The sequence below is a fragment of the Enterocloster sp. 210928-DFI.2.20 genome (assembly GCF_020554465.1).
GTDB lineage: Bacteria > Bacillota > Clostridia > Lachnospirales > Lachnospiraceae > Enterocloster > Enterocloster bolteae.
In genome coordinates this window covers 409,332-429,950 of the sequence record NZ_JAJCHK010000001.1, presented here as the reverse complement: position 1 = coordinate 429,950, position 20,619 = coordinate 409,332, and the positions used below count along the sequence as shown (strand labels likewise).

The window sequence follows — 20,619 nt, the reverse complement described above, 5'->3', positions numbered from 1 at the left end:
TCGCTGTAAGCACTTTCATTTTCTGTCATTTTCACATATGCGTTGTTCAATCGTATATGCGAACTTTCGGTGTTGTATGTACATAACTTTGCGAATAACCCTGAATCCGTCAAAAGCCCAGCCCGGTTCATTTCCGTCTCAATTATGTAAGCTCTTCCAATATTCGGGAGCAAATGGATGGACCGAAACCATATAGCCAAAGCAAAATCCCGTGTACTGGCATACACGGGATTTTGCTTTGTGTCCAAATGGACATACTTAACTTCCTGGCTAAGATTATTTTACACCAAATCAAGTGTCATGTTAATGTTATACCTTAAACCGGTAGCACATAAGCTGTCCCTGGTTTAACCGTGCCTAAAGTTTTATACCTCTTTATCCCTTGTTATCTCTAGGAACTTTCCACATCTTACCTTTTCTTTCCCTCTCACTTTTTTCTAGCCGTGTTGCTTTCGGTAGTATTTGTGGTAGTACAGGAGTTTCATACTACCATGAGGAAAAGTAATGTTATCATCCTTCTTGTTCCATAGACATCTCCATCTGTATAAGATATAATGAATATGCTGTCGACTCTTTCCAGCAGGAAGGAGGTGTCTGCATGGAACTCTTAACTACTTTCATATTTTCTGTCATGGCAAGTGTAGCTGGCTACTACATATGCAAATGGTTAGACAGAAAACATAAAGACAGCTAACCTAAAATGAAATCCCGTGTACTGGCATACACGGGATTTCGCTTTGTGTCCACATGGTCTTAGCTACTTTCTTAGCTATCTTTATATTACACTAAATTTAGTGTTATGTCAATATCACACCTTAAACCGGTACCCAACCCCCCATATCGTCTCAATATACTGCGGTTTGGCCGTGTTAAACTCTATCTTCTCGCGAATCTTCTTAATATGCACCGTTACAGTGGCAATGTCCCCAATGGACTCCATATCCCATATCTTGCTGAACAGCTCCTCTTTGGTAAACACATGGTTCGGGTTCTGGGCAAGGAAGGTCAGAAGGTCAAATTCCTTTGTGGTAAAGGTTTTCTCCTCCCCGTTGACCCACACGCGCCGGGCTGTCTTATCTATTTTCAGGCCGCGGATTTCAATCAGCTCATTGGCCGGCTGCCCGCTGCCAATAAGGCGCTCATACCTGGCCATGTGCGCCTTCACCCTGGCCACCATCTCGCTTGGGCTGAATGGCTTGGTGATATAATCGTCTGCTCCCAGTCCCAGACCGCGGATTTTGTCAATATCCTCTTTTTTGGCCGAAACCATAATGATGGGCGTGTTCTTTACTTCCCGTACTCTCTTACATATCTCAAATCCATCTGTACCGGGCAGCATCAGATCCAGAATCAAAAGATCATAGTCTTCCTTCAGCGCCTTATCCAGACCGGAACTTCCATCATTTTCAATCTCTACCTCAAAGCCGGACAGCTCCAGATAATCCTTCTCTAACTCTGCTATGCTCTCCTCATCTTCCACGATTAGAATCTTGCTCATCCTGTAAAACCTCCTGATATTTTCTTAGAACAAAATGTATCTCTGTTCCGATTCCTTCCTTGCTGGTGGCCCATATACGTCCCCCGTGGTCCTCCACAATCTTGCGCACGATGGATAAACCTATACCGCTTCCTCCCTGGGCTGAATTGCGGGAGGAATCCGTGCGGTAGAACCGGTCAAAAATATTGGGCAGGTCCTTTGCTGCTATGCCTTTTCCATTATCTTCTATTTCAACCTGGATAAAATCGCCTACGTCCTTTATCCTAATATTGATAATGCCCTTTTTCTTATCCAGATATTTTACGGAATTACTGATGATATTATTGATGACACGCTTCATCTGCTCTGCATCGGCAATGATGACCACGTCTTCATCCACATAATTGAAATATCCCAGCTCAATCCCCCTGGCTTCCATATCCAGGCCAACCTCCTCCACGCAGTCCCGGAAATACTGGGCCACGTTGATCTTGCTGAAGGTATAGGGAATCTTATTTGTATCAATTTTGGAATAAAAGGTCAGCTCGTCAATCAGCCTGTCCATATCATTAGACTTATTGTATATGGTACGGATGTATTTGTCCAGCTTTTCCGGCGAAGACGCCACACCGTCCAGTATGCCTTCCACGTATCCCTTGATAGCCGTAATCGGTGTTTTCAAATCGTGGGAAATATTGCTGATCAGTTCCTTATTATCCTTGTCATACTGTATCTTGTCCTCCGCGTTCTCCTTAAGCCGGATACGCATTTCCTCAAAATCCTGGCACAGCTGGCCTATCTCATCATCCGCGTCCACATCCAGTGTGAATTCCAGGTTTCCGTCGCGAATCTTCTTCGTGGCCTCCTGAAGCTTGTTCAGCGGGCTGAGAATGGAACGGTATACCCAGTATGTCAGCACAATGCCCGCAAACACCAGAATAGTGACACCCAGTATCAGCATCTCCCTTATCATGGATTTTACTTCCGGTATCAGGTCATCCACATTGGAAATAATAAAAGCGCTTCCTTCCTGGCCGTCCGGAAAGGTGAAATCCATCTGCTTGATCAGGTGCTGGCTCTCGCCGTCCAGATAAATGCCGCCCTGTAAGTCTCCCTTCATCATATCAAACCTGGGCAGCTGGGCGCATATGGCCTCCCCTGCGGCTTTATTGCTGTCACCGCAGTACAGAATGGTATCGCCTTTTCGCACAATCAGATATGCATAATGGCTTTTCAGTTCAGCGTTGACCTTATCCAGATATGATAAATCGTTGTAGAGCCCCGGATCGTTGTCCAGTGTATTCCTGATGTCCTCCTGGGAGCGCTTGGTAATACGGTTAAATATCTGCATGGAATTGCCTGAGAACAGATCCACCTGCTCCGTAAGTCCGTACTCCTTGGTGAAGGACCTGGTCTGATAATTGCTGAGTGCAAGAACCAGCAGATAAAACAGCAGCATGGGAACAATGGTTATGGTTAAAAACGCCACCGCAAGACGGGTCCTCAGTTTCATAAGCCCCATCCTCCTTTGTCATGATACGGTCTGACATTATGAGTACTGCATCGTATAAGCTTCCTATACAATGCAGTACTCGCTTCCGTCCGAAAACAAAGACAGTCTGTCATCCGTTATTGCTAGTATATCACAATAACTAATTTTCGTTTATAAAAGGTTTCTAAATTTTATGAACAAAAGTCCTGTTTTTCCTTGTTTCCTCCCGGATTTCTGATATAATGATAATATTGTCCTTATAAAGCAAGGACCAAAAGGACGAATGATTGGGGTTGTATTTTATGATAGGATTTTACAGCTACACGGTTGTATTGACATATTTGGGACTGGCTTCCGCAGCCATGGGCATGATTCTCACCTTCCAGGGGTTTGCAAAATACGCTTTGTTCTGTCTTGCGTTCTCCGGTCTGTGCGACATGTTTGACGGCAAGGTGGCCCGTCTGAAAAAAGACCGCACGGAAGATGAAAAGCGCTTCGGAATCCAGATTGATTCTCTCTGTGATGTGGTCTGTTTCGGGGCTTTTCCCATGATACTGTGCTATTCCATCGGTATGCGGGGACCGGCAGGCATCTCCATACTGGTATTCTATCTGATTGCAGGTGTCATCCGCCTGGCATTTTTTAATGTCATGGAAGAAAAACGGCAGGATGAGACAGATGAAGCCCGCAAGTACTACCAGGGACTTCCCATCACCTCCATAGCCATTATTCTGCCTCTGTTCTGCACCCTGCGCCCTCTGCTGGGCCACAGATTCCTGTCAGAGCTTCACATCTGCATCCTCACCGTGGGTCTGCTGTTCATCATTAATTTCCCGCTGCGCAAACCCGGCTGGAAAATGCTGACCCTTCTGGTCGCCATTGTATCCTGTGCACTGATTAAGATATATTTCTTCTGATAATAAAGAAAGGTGTGATTCCATGCAATATGCAGACAGAACCGGCCGTTCCCTGGGCGGCAGCACCCTCCAGGACCGTTTCCTGGAGAATCTATATGCCAGCTTTCTGGGACGTATGCTCATAAAACCGCTGGTCCATCCGGCTTTTTCCAAAATCTGCGGCGTTTTTCTGGACTCGCCACTGTCAGCGCCCATCATTCCCGGCTTTATGAAGTCTGCCGGTATCTGCGCCGAGGACTGCGAAACACCGGCCGGCGGAAGGTACCGCTCATTTAATGCCTTCTTTACCCGCAGAATGCTGCCGGAGGCAAGGCCTTTCGACGCCAGGGACCATATATTGTGCAGCCCCTGCGACGGGTTTGCAAGCGTTTATCCCATCCACAATAACATGCGTATCACCATCAAGCACACCCAATATACGCTGGAGCAGCTTTTAAGGGACTCCGGCCTGGCTGCCCGCTACGCCGGCGGCACCGCCCTTCTCTTAAGGCTCACTGTATCAGATTACCACCGCTATGCCTATGTGGACCGCGGACGGCGCTCCTCTTACCGCAGGATTCCCGGCGTGCTCCACACAGTCAATCCGGCAGCCGCCAGCCGCCGTCCTGTCTACAAAGAAAACTCCAGGGAGTATTCCCTGCTGCGCACCGGTACCTTCGGCACAGTGCTGATGATGGAGATAGGGGCTCTTATGGTGGGGAAAATTGTAAATCACCACAAAGCTTATACCAGCATTGATGTGTTCCGCGGTCAGGAAAAGGGCTACTTTGCCTTTGGCGGCTCCTCCATCCTGCTGCTCTTCCAGCCCGGCACCGTTGCCATTGACAGAGATATCATGCGCAACACTGCCCTGGATGTGGAAACCAGGGTACGGATGGGTGAAGCCATCGGCCAGGCAATGACAGCAAATGAAATGAATCCAAATGAAATGAATCCAAACGAAATGAATCCAAACGAAATGAACTCAATTAAATGATCCCAATTAAATGATCCCAATTTAAATGTTCCCAGCACAAAACCTCCGCAGTTCCTTCCCGGAACCGCGGAGGTTTTTCTTCTGCATTTCCATGCAGTGTCCTTTTATCTTCTAAAACATAAACTTCTCAGCAAAGTAGTCCTTAAGCTCAGCAATCGGAACCCTTACCTGCTCCATGGTATCCCTGTCGCGGACTGTTACTGCATGGTCTTCTTCTGAGTCAAAGTCATAGGTAATACAGAATGGAGTTCCGATTTCATCCTGTCTCCTGTATCTCTTACCGATATTGCCCCTGTCGTCAAACTCGCAGTTGAAATATTTGGAAAGCTCGGTGTAAATCTTTTCAGCACCTTCATTCAGTTTCTTGGACAAAGGAAGCACACCCACCTTTACAGGAGCAATGGCCGGATGGAAGTGAAGGACAGTCCTTACATCGCCTTCCCCGATTTCCTCTTCATCATAAGCAGCGCACAGGAATGCCAGCGTCACGCGGTCAGCTCCCAGTGAGGGCTCGATAACATAAGGAATGTATCTCTCCTTTGTCTCATCGTCAAAGTAGGACATATCCTGTCCGGACACCTTCTGGTGCTGGCTTAAGTCATAGTCAGTCCTGTCTGCAATGCCCCAAAGCTCGCCCCAGCCAAACGGGAACAGATACTCCAGGTCTGTGGTAGCCTTGCTGTAGAAGCTCAGCTCCTCAGGAGAGTGGTCCCTGGCCCTCAGCTCATCATCCTTGATTCCTAATGACCTTAACCAGTTGATGCAGAATTCCTTCCAGTAAGCAAACCACTCCAGGTCTGTGTCAGGCTTACAGAAGAATTCCAGCTCCATCTGCTCAAACTCCCTGGTACGGAATGTAAAGTTTCCGGGCGTAATCTCGTTGCGGAAGGACTTGCCGATCTGGCCGATGCCGAATGGCACCTTCTTCCTGGAAGTTCTCTGTACATTCTTAAAGTTAACGAAAATACCCTGGGCAGTCTCAGGACGCAGGTAAACCGTGCTCTTGGCATCCTCTGTTACACCCTGGAATGTCTTGAACATCAGGTTAAACTGGCGGATATCCGTGAAGTCATGGGCGCCGCAGCTTGGACAGCAGATATTGTTGTCATCAATGTACTGCTTCATCTGCTCCTGTGACCAGCCGTCAACAGAGCCTTCCATCTGGATTCCATGGGCGTCGTTATAATCCTCAATCAGTTTGTCTGCGCGGAATCTCTCTTTACACTGCTTACAGTCCATCAGAGGGTCAGAGAATCCGCCCAGATGTCCGCTGGCAATCCATGTCTGGGAATTCATCAAAATAGCACAGTCAACGCCTACGTTGTAGGGGCTCTCCATGATGAACTTCTGCCACCAGGCTCTCTTTACATTATTTTTCAGTTCCACACCCAGGTTGCCATAATCCCAGGTATTGGCCAGGCCGCCGTAAATCTCAGAACCTGGATACACAAAGCCCCTGTTCTTGGCCAATGCCACGATTTTCTCCATTGTCTTTTCCATATCTGCATCCTCTCTTCTTAATAATTATAGATTTAATATAAATTAAATTATAAGAATTACTTTAATATGATGTAACTGGTTCCCTCTCCGGAAGTCTGCACCCGGTTGGAATCCTTCAGGACGCAGCCCTCGCTTACAAACTGGATTTTTTTCTCCGTCACAATGACGCCCTGACCCGCAGCCTTGACCACCATGCTCTGTCCGTCCTTAAGAGCTGTCTCCTGGTCCACCGCCTTCCCCTTCTCATCCTGAAAGGAAACCTCCGCAAGTTCACCGGACATGGCTGCCACCCTGCCTGTATCCAGTTGGGTGAACGGCACATTATAATCTCCAATCTCCTGGGCAAATTCAATGAGACGGCCCGGAGCGTCGTATTCCGTAACCAATGTGGCTGTTCCGTTCCCCATGCTGGCTGAAACAATGGCCACCGGAAGTTTCTCAGAGCCTTCCGCATTCTCATAGGAAGCAGCCTTACCCAGTCCGCTGTTAAAATCAATGATTTTCTGTCCGGCCGAGTTCTTTAGTTCGTCCTCCGTATAACTGCCCTGCTGGTAAGTCTCCACCGAAGCCCACCTGACACTGCCGTCGCCTGCCACGTAGACGCTGTTCTCAGTGGGGGCTTCGGCTCCCCCCATGCCTATCCTGGAGCATCCCGTAACCACCGCAGCAGCCGCTGCCAGCAGCAGAATCCCCTTCACAATCTTCTTCATAAATATTCCTTCCTCATACTTCTTTGCCGCCGTACCGGGCATATGGACATATTATATCCTCTGAATGCCATAATTTCAAGCCTTATGACGGATTTTATGCTGTCAGGGTTTCCAAAATTTCCAGGGAACGGAACTCATGGCGCACAAAATACCGTCTGCTTTTTTCCACAACAAACTCAAATTCCTTCAGCACTTCTTCCTTCAGCGCAAATTGATAAAGGGATTCCGACGGTGAGCAGATAACATACTCCCAGGCATAATGACAGGAATCAGAGACCGGAACCGGAGGGTCCTGGGTATATTCCCCGTTGATTACCATACTCTTAAGCTCGAAAACCCTGCGCACCAGCCGGTTGGGAAGGGCCGGACGCAAAAGAGCTCTGAGGGACTGGTACAGGAGCTTTAACAGTTCTGTGCCGTCCAGATTTTCCTGGGCGAAATAAGCTGCGGTTTCCAGAAAATAGGAGCCATAGCAGGCTGCCTCCATGTCCGTGGACAGCCCGTCAAAATAATTGGTAATCTGGGCTGACTGGAGATTGTAGGCATTCCTGCCTTCATAAAGGTTAAAATTGCCAAAACAAAAAGGCCTGCTGGCCGCCATCAGAGGATTGCCCGGTTTTCTGGCGCCATGGGAGAAGGCCGTAATCTTCCCCCTCTCCCTTGTGAGCAGCACCAGACGCCGGTCAAAATCCCCGGAGGGAGCCGAAAGGAGAACCATCCCAGTTAATGTTACTGTCTCTCTCATTTCCAGTTTCTTCCTCCTCTCAGCATTTCCATCAGACCCTTGTCAAATCCCTGTGGTTTTTCCACCGTCAGCGTTGTAAAACCAACAGTTATCAACATTAATGTGTGAGATTTTTTCTCAAATTTCTTTTTGATTGTAGCCGTAGTTCTTCATATACAGCTCGCTGTCCCGCCATTCCTTTCTTACCTTAACCCACAGCTGCAGGTTCACCTGTGTGTCCATCATGCTTTCAATCTCTTTCCTGGCCTCTATGCCGATGCGTTTCAGCATGCTGCCGCCCTTTCCGATAATGATGCCCTTGTGAGATTCTCTCTCACATACAATACTGGCCTCAATATCAATCAGGCCGCCCTTGCGCTCCTTCATCTTCTCAATGGTCACCGCAATGCCATGGGGAATCTCGTCGTCCAGAAGGCGCAGCGCTTTCTCGCGGATAAGCTCAGCAGCAATCTGGCGCATAGGCTGATCCGTCACCGTGTCCTCATCATAGAACTGCGGGCCGTAAGGCAGGTATTTGAAAATCAGCTCAGTCAGCAGATCCGTATTCTTATCCTTCAATGCAGAGAGAGGTACGATTTCCGCAAAATCGCAGACATCCTTGTAGGCCGCAATAAAGGTAAGGATTTCATCCTGGTTCTTTACCGTATCAATCTTGTTGATTACCAGAATGATTGGGGTTTTTACATTCTTAAGCTGCTCCGCTATATGGCGCTCGCCTGCGCCGATGAAGGTGGCAGGCTCCACCAGCCAGAGAATCACATCCACTTCCTTCAGAGTGTGCTCAGCCACGTTCACCATATATTGGCCCAGCTTATTCTTGGCCTTATGGATGCCAGGGGTATCTAAGAAGATAATCTGGCCCCTGTCATCTGTGTACACGGTCTGTATCCTGTTTCTGGTTGTCTGGGGCTTATCAGAGGTAATTGCAATTTTCTGTCCAATCAAGTGGTTCATCAGAGTGGACTTTCCCACATTGGGACGTCCAATCAACGTAACAAAGCCCGATTTCTTCTGTATATTCTCTTCCATTTAATTCTCTCTTCCTTAAAATTAGTGGTAAAGGTTCTTCACCTCACCAAACATGCTCTCCTGGGCGCGAATCTGCTGGTCATTGCCAATCACGCACAGCGCCCTGGTGTCCAGCACAGCCTGTACAATATCAGCCAGTGCCTTTATATCCTCCTGGGTCACATCCAGAATCTGTTCCCGCTCCTTCTGCACCATCTCATCCGTCACACCGGAAAGGTATGCCGACAGATTCCTGGCTCCCCTCAGAGAAGGCGTAAGAGGCGTATCAACGTCGCTCATGGTGCCGATGACATATTTTGTCATGTCCCTCTCGTCAATGGAGAAGCTTCTCAGATAATCCGGAATTCCTTCATACACCTGGTTGGTGGCTTCCAGGTTGGGGTCCCTGTAGGATACCAGGCATCCGTCGCCCGTGCGGCTGAAGCTGCTCATGCATCCGTAAGCACCTCCCTTTACCCTCAGGTTCATCCACAGATATTCATAGTTCATGATGACCTTTAAGACTCTCAGCGCTCCTGTGTATTCCAGTTTTCTTCCTCCGGCTTCCTTTCCCGCAAAGCTGCCGCATCTGGCCACATAGTTAACCTGGGACGCTGTCTTAAAGCCCTCATTGCGGTTGTCCGGCCGGAATACAAACTCATACGTTCTCCCGTCTCCCTTTCCAAGGACTGACCGGAAGGTCTTAAGTTCTGCAGGCAGCCTGCTGTAGCCTTCTGTATCAGCCGTGTATGCCACCAGCAGATTATCTGATGTAAACAGCCGGGCGCAGACATCCTTAAGCCTGGCAATCAATTGTCCTCTGCCGGAAACATCCTCCGCGAACCTGCGGCTGACATCCTCCAGAAATTGATAATATCCAACGCCTCCGGTCATATCGTTGAAGGCCGCTGACGCAGAGAAATATGACGAAGCCCTGCCAACCGCCGCTCCATGGGAAGCATCCTCCATCTTCATCCTGGCCCTGGACCTGGTCTCGTCCAGAATTTCACCCAGGCGCTTTTCATCATCCAGTCTGGATCGGGTTAGAATCTCCGCCAGAATAGAGAAGGCAAAGTCCAGTTTATGGTACAGCACCTTTGCGCTGGCAACAAAGGCCCCTGTAAACTGTCCTGGATGCGCTGCATCCGGATAAGACGACACCGCAAAGCTCACGCCGCCGCTGTTGAGGTAAATCTCGCTGGTCAGATCCCCGTAGCTGTAGTGCTCCGTATCCACATATCCCAGCACTGCCTTAAGAAGCCCCACATAAGGCAGGTCCTCCACTGGCACCCGGCTGGTGTCAAACAGCACCTTCAGATATCCGATTCCGGAGGTGAACAGGTTGCTGTGGATAACGTTCACTCCGTCCTCCATCTTGACCTCATAAGAAAAACGGCCGCCTTCCCGTTCAATGTCCTCCCGCTGCAGCATGGGAATTTTTTCCAGGTCCTCCTGCTGTGACGGCTCCTCCTGGTACTCCTTTAACTGTCTGGTCCGGGCAGCCAAGGCCTCAAGCTCCTCCCTGCCAAGGGATTCCTTATAGGTCTTCAGCCTTTCAGCCAGATTGCGGTCCTCCTCAGCTGTCTGGTTCACCCTGGGGCGCACCGTGATAACCGCCTCATGAGGATTATCCAGCAGATACCGGTGTATCAGCTGTTCAAAATAGCCTTCCTCCACCGCCTTTTTCAGATAGTCAAAGGTTTTCTGGTATTCCAGATGGAGGGTGGGCTTCCCGTCATACAGCCAGCTGTCCAGAGACCAGAGTCCGTACATGAGGCCCTTGGGAGCGGAACCGTAGTCCGCCTCGCGGTAACGGAACTCATAGAGGTTTAGTCCGGCCAACAGGCTCTTTCTGTCAATCCCCTGGTCAGCCAGCCTTCGCAGCGTTCCCTTTACAACTGCAAGGAATTCACCCTTTTGCTCCGGATTGGCATTCTTGGCAATGACGGAAAAATACGGCTGCAGAATCCCGCAGTCATAGCCTCCCAGTATATCCTGACCGATCCCCGCATCAATCAATGCCTGCTTCAAGGGCGCTCCCGGCGCGTTAATCAGCGTATATTCCAAAATCTGGAAGGCCACATAAAGTACCGGATCCAAATCCGTACCCACCACGGTATTGATGGAAAGATAGGTCCTGTCCTTTGTCCCTTCCTCCTCTGTGACAGAGTAGGTGATTTCTCTCTGGACCGGCTGTTCAAAGGGCTGCTGCACAGCTATGGCCGAGTCTGCATGGCAGTCCTCTCTGTCATATTGTCCCAGATATTCCTGGTCCAGCCATGTAAGCTTCTGGGCCATATCCATGTCCCCGTAGAGATAGATATAGCTGTTGGCCGGATGGTAGTAATTGCGGTGGAACGCAATGAATTTTTCATAGGTAAGCTCCGGTATCACGGCAGGATCTCCGCCCGACTCATTGGAGTAGGTCGTATCCGGAAAGAGCACATTTCTGGTAAAACGGTCCAGAACACTTTCCGGTGAAGAAAAAGCGCCTTTCATCTCATTATAGACAACGCCGTTAATAGCCAGCTCATCCTCCGGCGACTCCAGTTCATAGTGCCATCCCTCCTGAAGGAATATCTTTGGCTCCCTGTAAATAGCCGGGTGGAGAACGCCGTCCAGATATACGTCCATCAGATTCTGAAAATCCTTGTCATTGCAGCTGGCAACAGGGTATACGGTCTTATCCGGATACGTCATGGCATTCAGAAACGTGTTCAGCGAACCTTTTACCAGTTCCACAAAGGGGTCCTTGACCGGAAACTTATCCGAGCCTTCCAGTACACTGTGTTCCAGTATATGGGGAAGTCCCGTACTGTCATCGGGCGGTGTACGAAAACCGATATAGAACACCTTGTTCTCATCCTCATTGGACATCAGAAAAATCCTGGCGCCGCTTTTTATGTGTTCCAGCACCATGGCCCTGGAGTCCATTTCCTCCACGTACATCTCTTCTGACACGCGGTAAGCGGCCAGCTCTTTTACCTTTTCCAGATTCCTTCCATCTGCCATTGCTTCAATCTCTCCATTCTATCGTTCATTCAGTCATATGGTGATAATAGCTATTCTGCCATTTTTCCCGCGGCCCATACACCGGCCATCTCATATGTTCCGTCCATACCGTCACATATTCCCCATGAGCCTGTCCTTCAAAATAGAAGCACATTCCCTCACGCACAGATGGATAAACAGAACCGGGTCGGATTCCGCAGATATGCCGTATACGTTGTCAAATCCCCATTTTTCCGCTGTAAGCCTGGCACGGTAAATATGGAAATTACTGGTGAGAACTCCTATTTCCAGCGGCTTGTCCGGTGCAATGGCATAAGGAACCGAGCCTGTCTTTCCGGGCATGGGGATGATTTCCTTCTTGTCCTTCATCCGGTCCTGCTCTATGACAATCTTGCTGTAAGCAATGTTCTCCACCGTGCTGGTGGAATCGGACTCCATAAGCAGCTGCCTGGGACTGACCCCGTTGTACACCAGATAATCATACATGACCTGGGCCTCGCTGTCTGCTTCCCCCGGCCCCTTGCCGCCGGAAAGCACCAGAATGGTGTACGGATTCTCCTCCGCATAGACAATGGCCCTGTCCAGACGCTTTTTCAGGGAATTGCTGACCGTATGTTCCTTGACCCTGGCCCCCAGCACAATCACATAATCCAGGTTGGCCTTTCCCGGCGTGGCTGCTCCCAGAAATACCAGGATACAGAGGATTCCCAGCACAGCCACTCCCGCAATACAGGTGGTAACCACCGACACCGGCACCCAGCGGGGGATCCGTTCCATATTTCTGGCATAATACCATTTTCCATATACCAGAAATACAAGCAGGGCCGCAAAAAACAGCCATATGAAGGCAAATGAGGTGCTTATGCCTGCATACACAACTATGATTATAAAATAAACAACGCAAAGCACTGCCAGCCCAATGAGTACTCCATCTAACATCCCAAGGCACCTCCTGTCTGCCGGAGCCAATAAAGCCCAGGCGCAGTTTCTTCCTCCCGAATTCCGGACAATCAAATTTCCAGTCTCTTCCAGTTCTCAGCTTTGTCTAATCCACGGCCTCTTCTTTTCTCCGCAGGATATCAAAAACAGACACATCCCCGGACAGCTTAACCCACAGAATCTGCTTTGGATGGGGAGCGCTCTCCTGCTCTTTGCCCTCATGGTCTGTTATGGACTCCACTGTAACTTCCAGGTTCTGTCCGTCGGGCTTCATCACCTCAATGGTCTCCCCCGCAGAAAATTTATTTTTCTGTTCAATCCTGCACCGGCCCAGGCTGTCCGTTTCTTCCACGGTCCCCAGGTAGGTGTAGCTCTTTACATAGGTGCTGCTGTCATATATGTGGTCATCCGCAGTGGGCTTGCCGAAGTAAAAGCCAGTGGTAAACCTGCGGTTGGTGCATTTTCCAATTTCTTCCCTGTACCACGCCAGATTCTTCCTGTACACAGACGGATCCTTCAGATAATCATCAATTGCCCTGCGGTAGGCCCTGGTGACAGTGGCCACATAGAGAGCTGTTTTCATCCTTCCCTCTATCTTGAAACTGTCGATTCCGGCATCCATCATCTCCGGAATATACTCCACCATGCACAGGTCCTTGGAGTTGAATATATAGGTGCCACGCTCATTCTCATATACAGGCATATATTCTCCCGGTCTGGTCTCCTCCACAAGGGAATATTTCCAGCGGCAGGGATGGGTGCAGGCGCCCTGGTTGGCATCCCTTCCCACAAAATAATTGCTCAGAAGGCATCTGCCGGAATAGGATATGCACATGGCGCCGTGGATAAAGCTCTCTATCTGCATATCCTGGGGTATGTGGTCCCGGATTTCCCGGATCTCCGCCAGGGACAGCTCCCTTGCAGACACCACCCGCCTTGCCCCCAGTCCATGCCAGAACAGATAGGTCCCGTAATTGGTGTTGTTGGCCTGGGTGCTTATATGGATTTCCATGTCAGGAAGAACTCTTCTGGCAATGGCGAACACACCCGGATCTGATATGATGAGCGCGTCCGGCGCCACATCCCTCATCTCTTCAAAATAAGCCTCCACCCCCGGCAGGTCTCCGTTATGGGCCAATATATTGGCCGTCACGTAGACTTTGACCCCGCGCGCATGGGCAAAGGCAATTCCCTGTTTCATCTCTTCATTGGAAAAATTATGGGCCTTGGCCCGCAGGCCAAAGGCCTCACCTCCGATATATACGGCATCTGCCCCGTAAACAACGGCTGTTTTCAGCACGTCCAGGCTTCCGGCCGGTATCAGTAATTCTGTCTTTCTCATTCCACTCTCTCCGTATATTTGGTGCTGACGGCAATTCCGTCCCCTATGGGGATGATGGCTGTCTCCAGTCCCTTTCTGTGCTTAAGCTCGTAGAGATACCGGCGCATCCTGCTGTGGATGGTCCTGTTCCTGCGCTCCACTGCAAATCTGGATTCCACGATATCTCCGTCCTGAAGTACATTGTCCGATATGAGGACTCCCCCTTCAGGCATCAGCTCCAGAATCATGGGCAGCCAGTGCAGGTACTGGCCTTTGGCGGCATCCATGAACACCAGGTCAAAGGTCTGGCCCTTAAGTCCGGCCAGCAGGTCATCTGCATCCCCTTCCAGAAGGGTGATACGCCCTTCCTCACCTGCGATTTTAAAATGTTCCCGGGCCGCCGGAATCCGTTTCTCATACTTCTCGATGGTGGTGATGCGGCAGTTTTCCGGCATCACACGGCACATGAGAAGAGAAGAGTATCCCACAGCGGTTCCTATCTCCAATATACGGGCCGGTCTCAGGGCTGCCACCAGGGTCCTTAAAAGGGCTGCGGTTTCCCTGCGTATGATGGGCACCCGGTCCCTTTCCGCTTCCTGTTCTATGGAATCCAGCAGGCTGCCCTGGCTGGATTCCAGGGAACGTATATAGTCCGTAATCCTGTCATTTACAATCATTGGGTTCCATCCTCTGCTGCATCCTCAATCCATCCGCCTTCCATCTCCTGGTCCTCGCCTTCATAGGTCTGCTCATTGGCCTGGGCCTCCTGGGAGTCAAGGGCATCCTCCCCTGACCGGGACCCAGGAGCCGCGTCAGCCGGTATTTCCCCGTCTGTCTCTGCCGCTGCGGCTGCACCGTCCTGGGACGCAGCTGCCGCAGCCGGAGATGTCTCCTGGCCCGAAGCACCGCTGTCCCCGTTTTCCTTCTCAGATGTCCTGCCCTGGGACGTCTTGGCTTCAGCTGCCTTGGCGCCGCCGGACTGGGCCGGTTTTGCACTGTCTTCGGTTTCCGGCTTTTCATTGAGAAGCTGGAGTATTTCCTTGGATGTCATGGACGTATTAAGGGTATAGGTGCCCGGATAGATGGTGTCGTAGTCATAGAACTTGCTCTGGAAAATAAAGGCAAACTCACTTTTAATAAGCCCCTTATGCGCAAGAAACTGCGCAGCGTCAGACACGGATTCCTTTGAATCAATCTGGACTACCATATCCTGTCCGGGGGCCTCGTCCACTGCCTCGGCAAAAAATATCTCATGGCCAAAGGCATAGCCCCTGGCAACCGCCTCATACAGCAGCAGGATAATCAAGGCATATACCATGAGCTTCACGGATATGCCGATTATGGTGGTGGTGATTTTGTTGATTTCCCTAGTTCTATTGCTCATAATCCATTCCTCTTATCCTGCCCGGCGTCTTCATGACCGCGGTATCCCGGACCGGTGTGCTGCCGCCCAGGCAGCACACCGGTCCGTTATCTGTTATACCTCCATGATAATTGGCAGAATCATGGGATTGCGCTTCATGCGCTTCCACAAAAAGTCACTTAAACTGTCTTTAATGATGTTCTTTATCTTACCCCAGTCGCTGACATGGCGGTCCAGGCAGTCCTGCACTGCGTCGTACACAATAGTGTGGGCCTCCTCCAGCAAATCCTCGGATTCCCGCACATACACAAAGCCTCTGGACACAATATCCGGCCCCGCAAGCAGCTGGTTGCTGTGCTTCTCTAACGTCAATACTACTACAATAATACCATTTTGTGCAAGGTTTTGTCTATCCCGTAATACAATATTGCCCACATCGCCCACGCCGAGGCCGTCCACGAAGATGCCTCCGCAGGTAACGTGGTCTATCACCTCGCAGCTGTCCTCGTCCAGGGCCACCACGTCGCCGGAGTTGACCATGACAGCATTTTCCTTTTGTACACCCATAAACTGGGCCAGTTCCCTCTGGGCCATACGGTGGCGGTACTCGCCATGGATGGGGATGGAGAACTTTGGATGCACCAGGGAATAAATCAGCTTCAGATCCTCCTGGCAGGCATGTCCTGATACGTGGGTATCCTGGCAGATTACCTCAGCGCCCTTCATGGACAGCTCGTTCACCACATTGGCCACTGCCTTTTCATTTCCGGGAATCGGCGTGGAGCTCAGCACCACCACATCTCCCGGCACAATGGATACCTTCTTATGGATGCTGGCAGCCATCCTGGAAAGGGCGGCCATGGACTCGCCCTGGCTTCCCGTGGTAATGAGCACCGTGGACTCCGGCGGGTAGTTCCTCAGGTGTTCAATGTCGATGAGGGTTCCCTCCGGCACATTGATATACCCCAGCTTGCTGGCAATATCCATGATAGTCACCATGCTGCGGCCTTCCACCACCACCTTGCGCCCGTATTTGTATGCCGTGTTCACCACCTGCTGAACCCGGTCCACATTGGAGGCAAAGGTGGCCACGATGATGCGCCTGTTCTGGTGCTCCGCGAATATGGCGTCAAATGTCTTTCCCACCGTACGCTCGGACATGGTGAATCCGGGACGGATGGCATTGGTACTGTCTGCCATCAGGGCCAGCACGCCCTTCTTGCCCAGCTCCGCAAAGCGCTGCAGGTCAATGGGATCCCCAAACACCGGCGTGTAGTCAATCTTAAAGTCTCCTGTGTGCAGCACGGTTCCCACCGGTGTAAATATGGCCAGGGCGGATGCGTCCTGGATGCTGTGGTTTGTCTTCACGAATTCCACTCTGAAGCATCCCAGGTTCACGGACTGTCCGTGCTTCATCACCTTGCGCTTGGTGTTCTTTAAGAGGCGGTGCTCCTCCAGCTTATGCTCAATCAGGGCAATGGTCAGCTTTGTGCCGTATACAGGCACATTGACCTGCTGCAGGATATAAGGCAGGGCGCCGATATGGTCCTCATGGCCATGGGTGATGACGAAGCCCTTCACCTTGTCAATGTTCTGCTTTAAGTAGGTCACGTCCGGTATAACCAGGTCAATGCCCAGCATGTCGTCCCCCGGGAAGGCCAGTCCGCAGTCCACCACAATGATGCTGTCCTCATACTCAAAGGCGGTGATGTTCATTCCAATCTGCTCAAGACCGCCTAATGGAATGATTTTCAGCTTGCCCTTTCCGTCCTTTTTTCCATCCCGTGCCTTCTGTCTGGCCGGTGCGGGAAGCGCCTTTGATTCACCGGAATTTCTGGAGTTCTTGGACTCCCCGGAATTCCTGGATGCCTTGGACTCTCCGGAATTTCTGGACTCTCCAGAATTCCTGGACTCCCCTGAACCTCTGGCCGCCTTGGACTCTCCGGAATTCCTGGACGCCTTTGCGCTGCCGGTTCCCTTGGAGGACCTTGCGCCGGCGCTGTCCTTGGACTCCCTGGCAGCAGTTCCGGTCTGGTTCTCTCCCTTTTGTCCGCTCCTGCTCTTTGCCTGACCCTGTCTGGAACCCGTATTTTTCTTTTTCTGGGCTTCCCCATTTCCTCCCTGTTCCTTGGAAGCGGTCTTTTTCTGGGCCGGTCTTCTGTTCTGGGACTTCTTCACAGGCTGCTCCTGTGGGGCCGCAGCTCCCGCTGTCTCCTGGACACCGGCTTCCTGGGCATTGTTTTCCTGTACGGCCTGATTCGTTGCCTGTGCAGCTGCCTCTGGCGCCACCTCTGCCGTATTCTCTTTTTCTTCTAAATTCAAATTGATTCCTCCAATCTTTCTTTCTATCTATTTCTCAAGGTCCACATCTGCATCGCTTAACAGTTCTTCAAACACTTTCATCAGTGCGTCCAGTTCGCTGTCGTCTTCCACAAACTCATACACGGCCTCAGCGTCCTGCTGTCCTGACATATCCTTAAGGATATAGCACTCTCCGTCCTCGCCTTCCGGCGCGTCTGTCACAAGCAGATAACTCCTTGCATTTATCCTTGTTTCTTCCAACACATAAAAATCCACGGATTCTCCGGAATCCGTCACCATGGTAATCATATCTTCTCTCGTCTTTTCTTCCATTTCTTCTCTCCTGGCGCCTGTCTGTCACGCCTGACGCGACCGGCCGCATTGTCCATGTCCCAATTGCATCCTAACTATACTGCAGGCTGTCCAGATACCCCTGCAGAATCATGGCTGCCGCAATTTGGTCCACGCTTTTCTTTCTGTTTTCCCTGCGAACACCGCTTTCAATCAGAACCCGTTCTGCCGCCACTGTGGTGAGACGCTCGTCCCAGAGGATAACCTCAAGACCGGTACGCCTTTCCAGGGCCGCTTTGAACTCCTGGGTCTTTTCCCCGCGCTCGCCCACTGTATTGTTCATATTCTTAGGATAACCAAGAACAATACGTTCAATCTCGTATTCACCAATTAATTGCTCAATCCTCGCAAGGGTCTGACGCATCTTATTCTCGCTGGCCCTGGTGATTGTTTCCACTGTCTGGGCAGTGATACCTAAAGGATCGCAGACTGCCACCCCAACTGTTTTCGAGCCAAAATCCAGACCCATTATCCTCATATTCAATTCCTCCGGTAAACGCAAAAAATCGGAATGCACCATAAAAGCAGCTGGCCTATGGCCAACTGAATGCATCCCACTCATATCCATCCGTACATTACTGTAAAGGCCCGTTTCCGGGCCTTCTGTTATTCACGCCGCATATCCTGCCTGCCCGTGGCGGGCCGGATGCCCCTGGAGCGCCTCTGTAAATTGCCCCGGAACCAGTCTGAAACAGTTCTTATTTCAGACGGGCATCAATATACACAGCCATCAGTTCCTCCAGAATCTCATCCCGCTCAACCTTCATGATAAGACTTCTGGCGCCCTTATGGCTGGTAATATAAGTCGGGTCCCCAGACATGATATAACCCACGATCTGGTTCACGGGATTATACCCCTTTTCAGTCAAGGCAATATATACCTGCTCCAGTACGTCGCTTACTTCTATCTTTTTGTCCTGAACAGCTTGAAAATATTGAGTATCTTTTATATTGCCCATGTCATCACGTCCTTTAAGTATTCTTCTCTATTCTACATTATATTTTGCTATTCGGCAATAGATTATTTTCTTAATTTTTTCTAATTATTGTCATGTTTCTGTAAAATGTCGCACAATCTTTCCGTCTTTTCGGAAATATGTTCCTTTTTTCAAGAAAATTCCACCTTTAACATCTCATCGTTCAGCAGCCCGGAAGCAAAAAGCTCCATAATACGCCCGCCAAACTCTTCCCGGTTCATTCCGTCCTCCAGCGGCAGGGCTGCTCTGACATACTGAGGAGTATGGCCCATCATATACCATTTTCCCCCAATCTCAGCTGCCTCCTCAAACAGGACCGATACCCGGCTGCCTGCAAAGCGCTCCCTGTACTCACGCGACATGGTCTTTTCCAGCTCCAGCAGCACGTCGCTGCGCCGGGCCTTTACCTGCTCCGAAACCTGGTCCTCCATGACAGCCGCCCTGGTGCCCTGGCGTTTGGAATATTTAAAGACATGCATCTCATAAAAACGCACTGTCTCCAGAAATCTTCTGGTCTCCTCAAACTCTTCCTCTGTCTCTCCCGGAAACCCTGCAATCACATCCGTTGTAATGGCCGGGTGGTCAAAGATCTCCCTGAGTATGCCGCAGCGCCTGAGATAATCCTCCGTGGTATAATGGCGGTTCATGCGTTTTAATGTGGCATCGCAGCCGCTTTGGAGGGAGAGGTGGAAATGAGGGCAGAATTCCGGAAGTCCGGCCAGCTTTTCGGCAAATTCCCTGGTGATGATTCTCGGCTCCAGGGAACCCAGACGGATGCGCTCCAGTCCCTCAACCCGGTGAATCCGCTCTATCAAATCCCACAGGGGACCGCTGTCCCAGTCTCCGCCCTTTACCGGGCTTCCTTCCATGTGCTCTGTTCCGTAGGAGCTTAAATGGATTCCCGTAAGCACCACTTCCCTGTACCCCCGGGCCACCAGCCCTTTAACCTCAGCCTCCACATCCTCCGGCTTCCGGCTTCTGACCCTGCCTCTGGCATAGGGGATAATGCAGTAGCTGCAGAACTGGTTGCAGCCGTCCTGGACCTTGATAAATGCCCTGGTATGTTCTCCCAGACGGCTCACATGAAGCTCCTCATACTCCCGGGCCCGGGCAATATCCAGCACATAGCCGCCTTCATCCCCCTGCCTGTCCTTCATGTATTCTTCCAGAATATCCGCCAGACGCGCCTTATTGTTATTGCCCACAATGATATCCACGCTGTCATCTTCCTTCAGGGCGTCGGATGCCACCTGGACATAACAGCCCGCCGCCACCACCACAGCCTCAGGATTTAACTTCTTTGCGCGGTGGAGCATCTGGCGGGATTTGCGGTCCGCGATATTGGTCACGGAACATGTATTGATAATATAGACGTCCGCCTTCTGGTCAAAGGGTACGATTTCATAACCGCGCTCCTCTAACTGCTGCTGCATGGCTTCTGTCTCATAAGCATTCACTTTGCATCCCAGGTTATGCAGGGCTGCTTTTGGCATTGTAAAACCTCCTGTTTACGGTCTGTTGCGACCCTTT

18 protein-coding genes are annotated in these 20,619 nt (G+C 50.6%); 2 read left to right on the top strand and 16 right to left on the bottom strand.

What is annotated here, in order from left to right; all coding sequences use genetic code 11:
* Positions 1–808 precede the first annotated feature (808 nt).
* Both LI015_RS01975 and LI015_RS01970 read right to left on the bottom strand, forming a co-directional pair.
* Positions 809–1,498: a response regulator transcription factor gene (locus LI015_RS01975; RefSeq protein ID WP_002567780.1), complete on the bottom strand. Its 690-nt coding sequence runs from the start codon at positions 1,496–1,498 to the stop codon at positions 809–811.
* Complete coding sequence (locus LI015_RS01970; protein WP_002567781.1) at positions 1,470–2,990, bottom strand: sensor histidine kinase; 1,521 nt, start codon at positions 2,988–2,990, stop codon at positions 1,470–1,472. The genes LI015_RS01975 and LI015_RS01970 overlap by 29 nt, the downstream gene beginning before the upstream one ends.
* A 266-nt stretch (positions 2,991–3,256) precedes the next feature.
* Here LI015_RS01970 and LI015_RS01965 point away from each other — a divergent pair, with 266 nt between their 5' ends.
* Both LI015_RS01965 and LI015_RS01960 read left to right on the top strand, forming a co-directional pair.
* A complete protein-coding gene (locus LI015_RS01965; RefSeq protein WP_002567782.1) occupies positions 3,257–3,886 on the top strand; it encodes a CDP-alcohol phosphatidyltransferase family protein in 630 nt (209 codons plus the stop codon).
* Positions 3,887–3,908: 22 nt separating this feature from the next.
* Positions 3,909–4,862: a phosphatidylserine decarboxylase gene (locus LI015_RS01960; RefSeq protein WP_227123901.1), complete on the top strand. Its 954-nt coding sequence runs from the start codon at positions 3,909–3,911 to the stop codon at positions 4,860–4,862.
* Positions 4,863–4,973: 111 nt separating this feature from the next.
* Here the strand turns inward: LI015_RS01960 and LI015_RS01955 are convergent, their stop codons facing one another.
* From LI015_RS01955 to mtaB, 14 genes are all read right to left on the bottom strand, one after another.
* The gene (locus tag LI015_RS01955; protein WP_002571828.1) at positions 4,974–6,362 is read right to left on the bottom strand and encodes a glycine--tRNA ligase; all 1,389 of its coding nucleotides are present in this window, start codon (positions 6,360–6,362) and stop codon (positions 4,974–4,976) included.
* 56 nt (positions 6,363–6,418) lie between these two features.
* On the bottom strand, positions 6,419–7,072 hold the full coding sequence (locus LI015_RS01950) for a hypothetical protein (protein ID WP_227123900.1): 654 nt from the start codon (positions 7,070–7,072) through the stop codon (positions 6,419–6,421).
* 94 nt (positions 7,073–7,166) lie between these two features.
* Positions 7,167–7,817 carry a DNA repair protein RecO gene (recO, locus tag LI015_RS01945; protein WP_227123899.1) on the bottom strand — a complete coding sequence of 217 codons (651 nt, stop codon included), beginning with the start codon at positions 7,815–7,817 and terminating at the stop codon, positions 7,167–7,169.
* Between the two features lie 117 nt (positions 7,818–7,934).
* Complete coding sequence (gene era, locus LI015_RS01940; RefSeq protein ID WP_002567787.1) at positions 7,935–8,846, bottom strand: GTPase Era; 912 nt, start codon at positions 8,844–8,846, stop codon at positions 7,935–7,937.
* 21 nt (positions 8,847–8,867) lie between these two features.
* On the bottom strand, positions 8,868–11,837 hold the full coding sequence (locus tag LI015_RS01935) for an insulinase family protein (RefSeq protein WP_227123898.1): 2,970 nt from the start codon (positions 11,835–11,837) through the stop codon (positions 8,868–8,870).
* A 111-nt stretch (positions 11,838–11,948) separates the two neighbouring features.
* Positions 11,949–12,776, bottom strand: a complete 828-nt coding sequence (locus LI015_RS01930) for a YdcF family protein (RefSeq protein ID WP_002567789.1) — start codon at positions 12,774–12,776, stop codon at positions 11,949–11,951.
* Positions 12,777–12,882: 106 nt separating this feature from the next.
* Positions 12,883–14,118, bottom strand: a complete 1,236-nt coding sequence (locus LI015_RS01925) for a peptidase U32 family protein (RefSeq protein WP_227123897.1) — start codon at positions 14,116–14,118, stop codon at positions 12,883–12,885.
* A complete protein-coding gene (locus tag LI015_RS01920) occupies positions 14,115–14,774 on the bottom strand; it encodes an O-methyltransferase (RefSeq protein WP_227123896.1) in 660 nt (219 codons plus the stop codon). The genes LI015_RS01925 and LI015_RS01920 overlap by 4 nt, the downstream gene beginning before the upstream one ends.
* A complete protein-coding gene (locus LI015_RS01915) occupies positions 14,771–15,481 on the bottom strand; it encodes an endolytic transglycosylase MltG (RefSeq protein ID WP_002571824.1) in 711 nt (236 codons plus the stop codon). The genes LI015_RS01920 and LI015_RS01915 overlap by 4 nt, the downstream gene beginning before the upstream one ends.
* Positions 15,482–15,574: 93 nt before the next feature.
* Positions 15,575–17,782, bottom strand: a complete 2,208-nt coding sequence (locus tag LI015_RS01910) for a ribonuclease J (RefSeq protein ID WP_002571823.1) — start codon at positions 17,780–17,782, stop codon at positions 15,575–15,577.
* Between the two features lie 27 nt (positions 17,783–17,809).
* Positions 17,810–18,094: a DUF1292 domain-containing protein gene (locus LI015_RS01905; RefSeq protein WP_002567794.1), complete on the bottom strand. Its 285-nt coding sequence runs from the start codon at positions 18,092–18,094 to the stop codon at positions 17,810–17,812.
* A 70-nt stretch (positions 18,095–18,164) separates the two neighbouring features.
* Positions 18,165–18,590 carry a Holliday junction resolvase RuvX gene (ruvX, locus tag LI015_RS01900; protein WP_002567795.1) on the bottom strand — a complete coding sequence of 142 codons (426 nt, stop codon included), beginning with the start codon at positions 18,588–18,590 and terminating at the stop codon, positions 18,165–18,167.
* Between the two features lie 220 nt (positions 18,591–18,810).
* Positions 18,811–19,071: an IreB family regulatory phosphoprotein gene (locus tag LI015_RS01895; RefSeq protein WP_002567796.1), complete on the bottom strand. Its 261-nt coding sequence runs from the start codon at positions 19,069–19,071 to the stop codon at positions 18,811–18,813.
* A gap of 149 nt (positions 19,072–19,220) precedes the next feature.
* Entirely contained in the window at positions 19,221–20,582 is a 1,362-nt protein-coding gene (gene mtaB, locus LI015_RS01890) for a tRNA (N(6)-L-threonylcarbamoyladenosine(37)-C(2))-methylthiotransferase MtaB (RefSeq protein WP_002567797.1), read from the bottom strand.
* Positions 20,583–20,619: the final 37 nt, after the last annotated feature.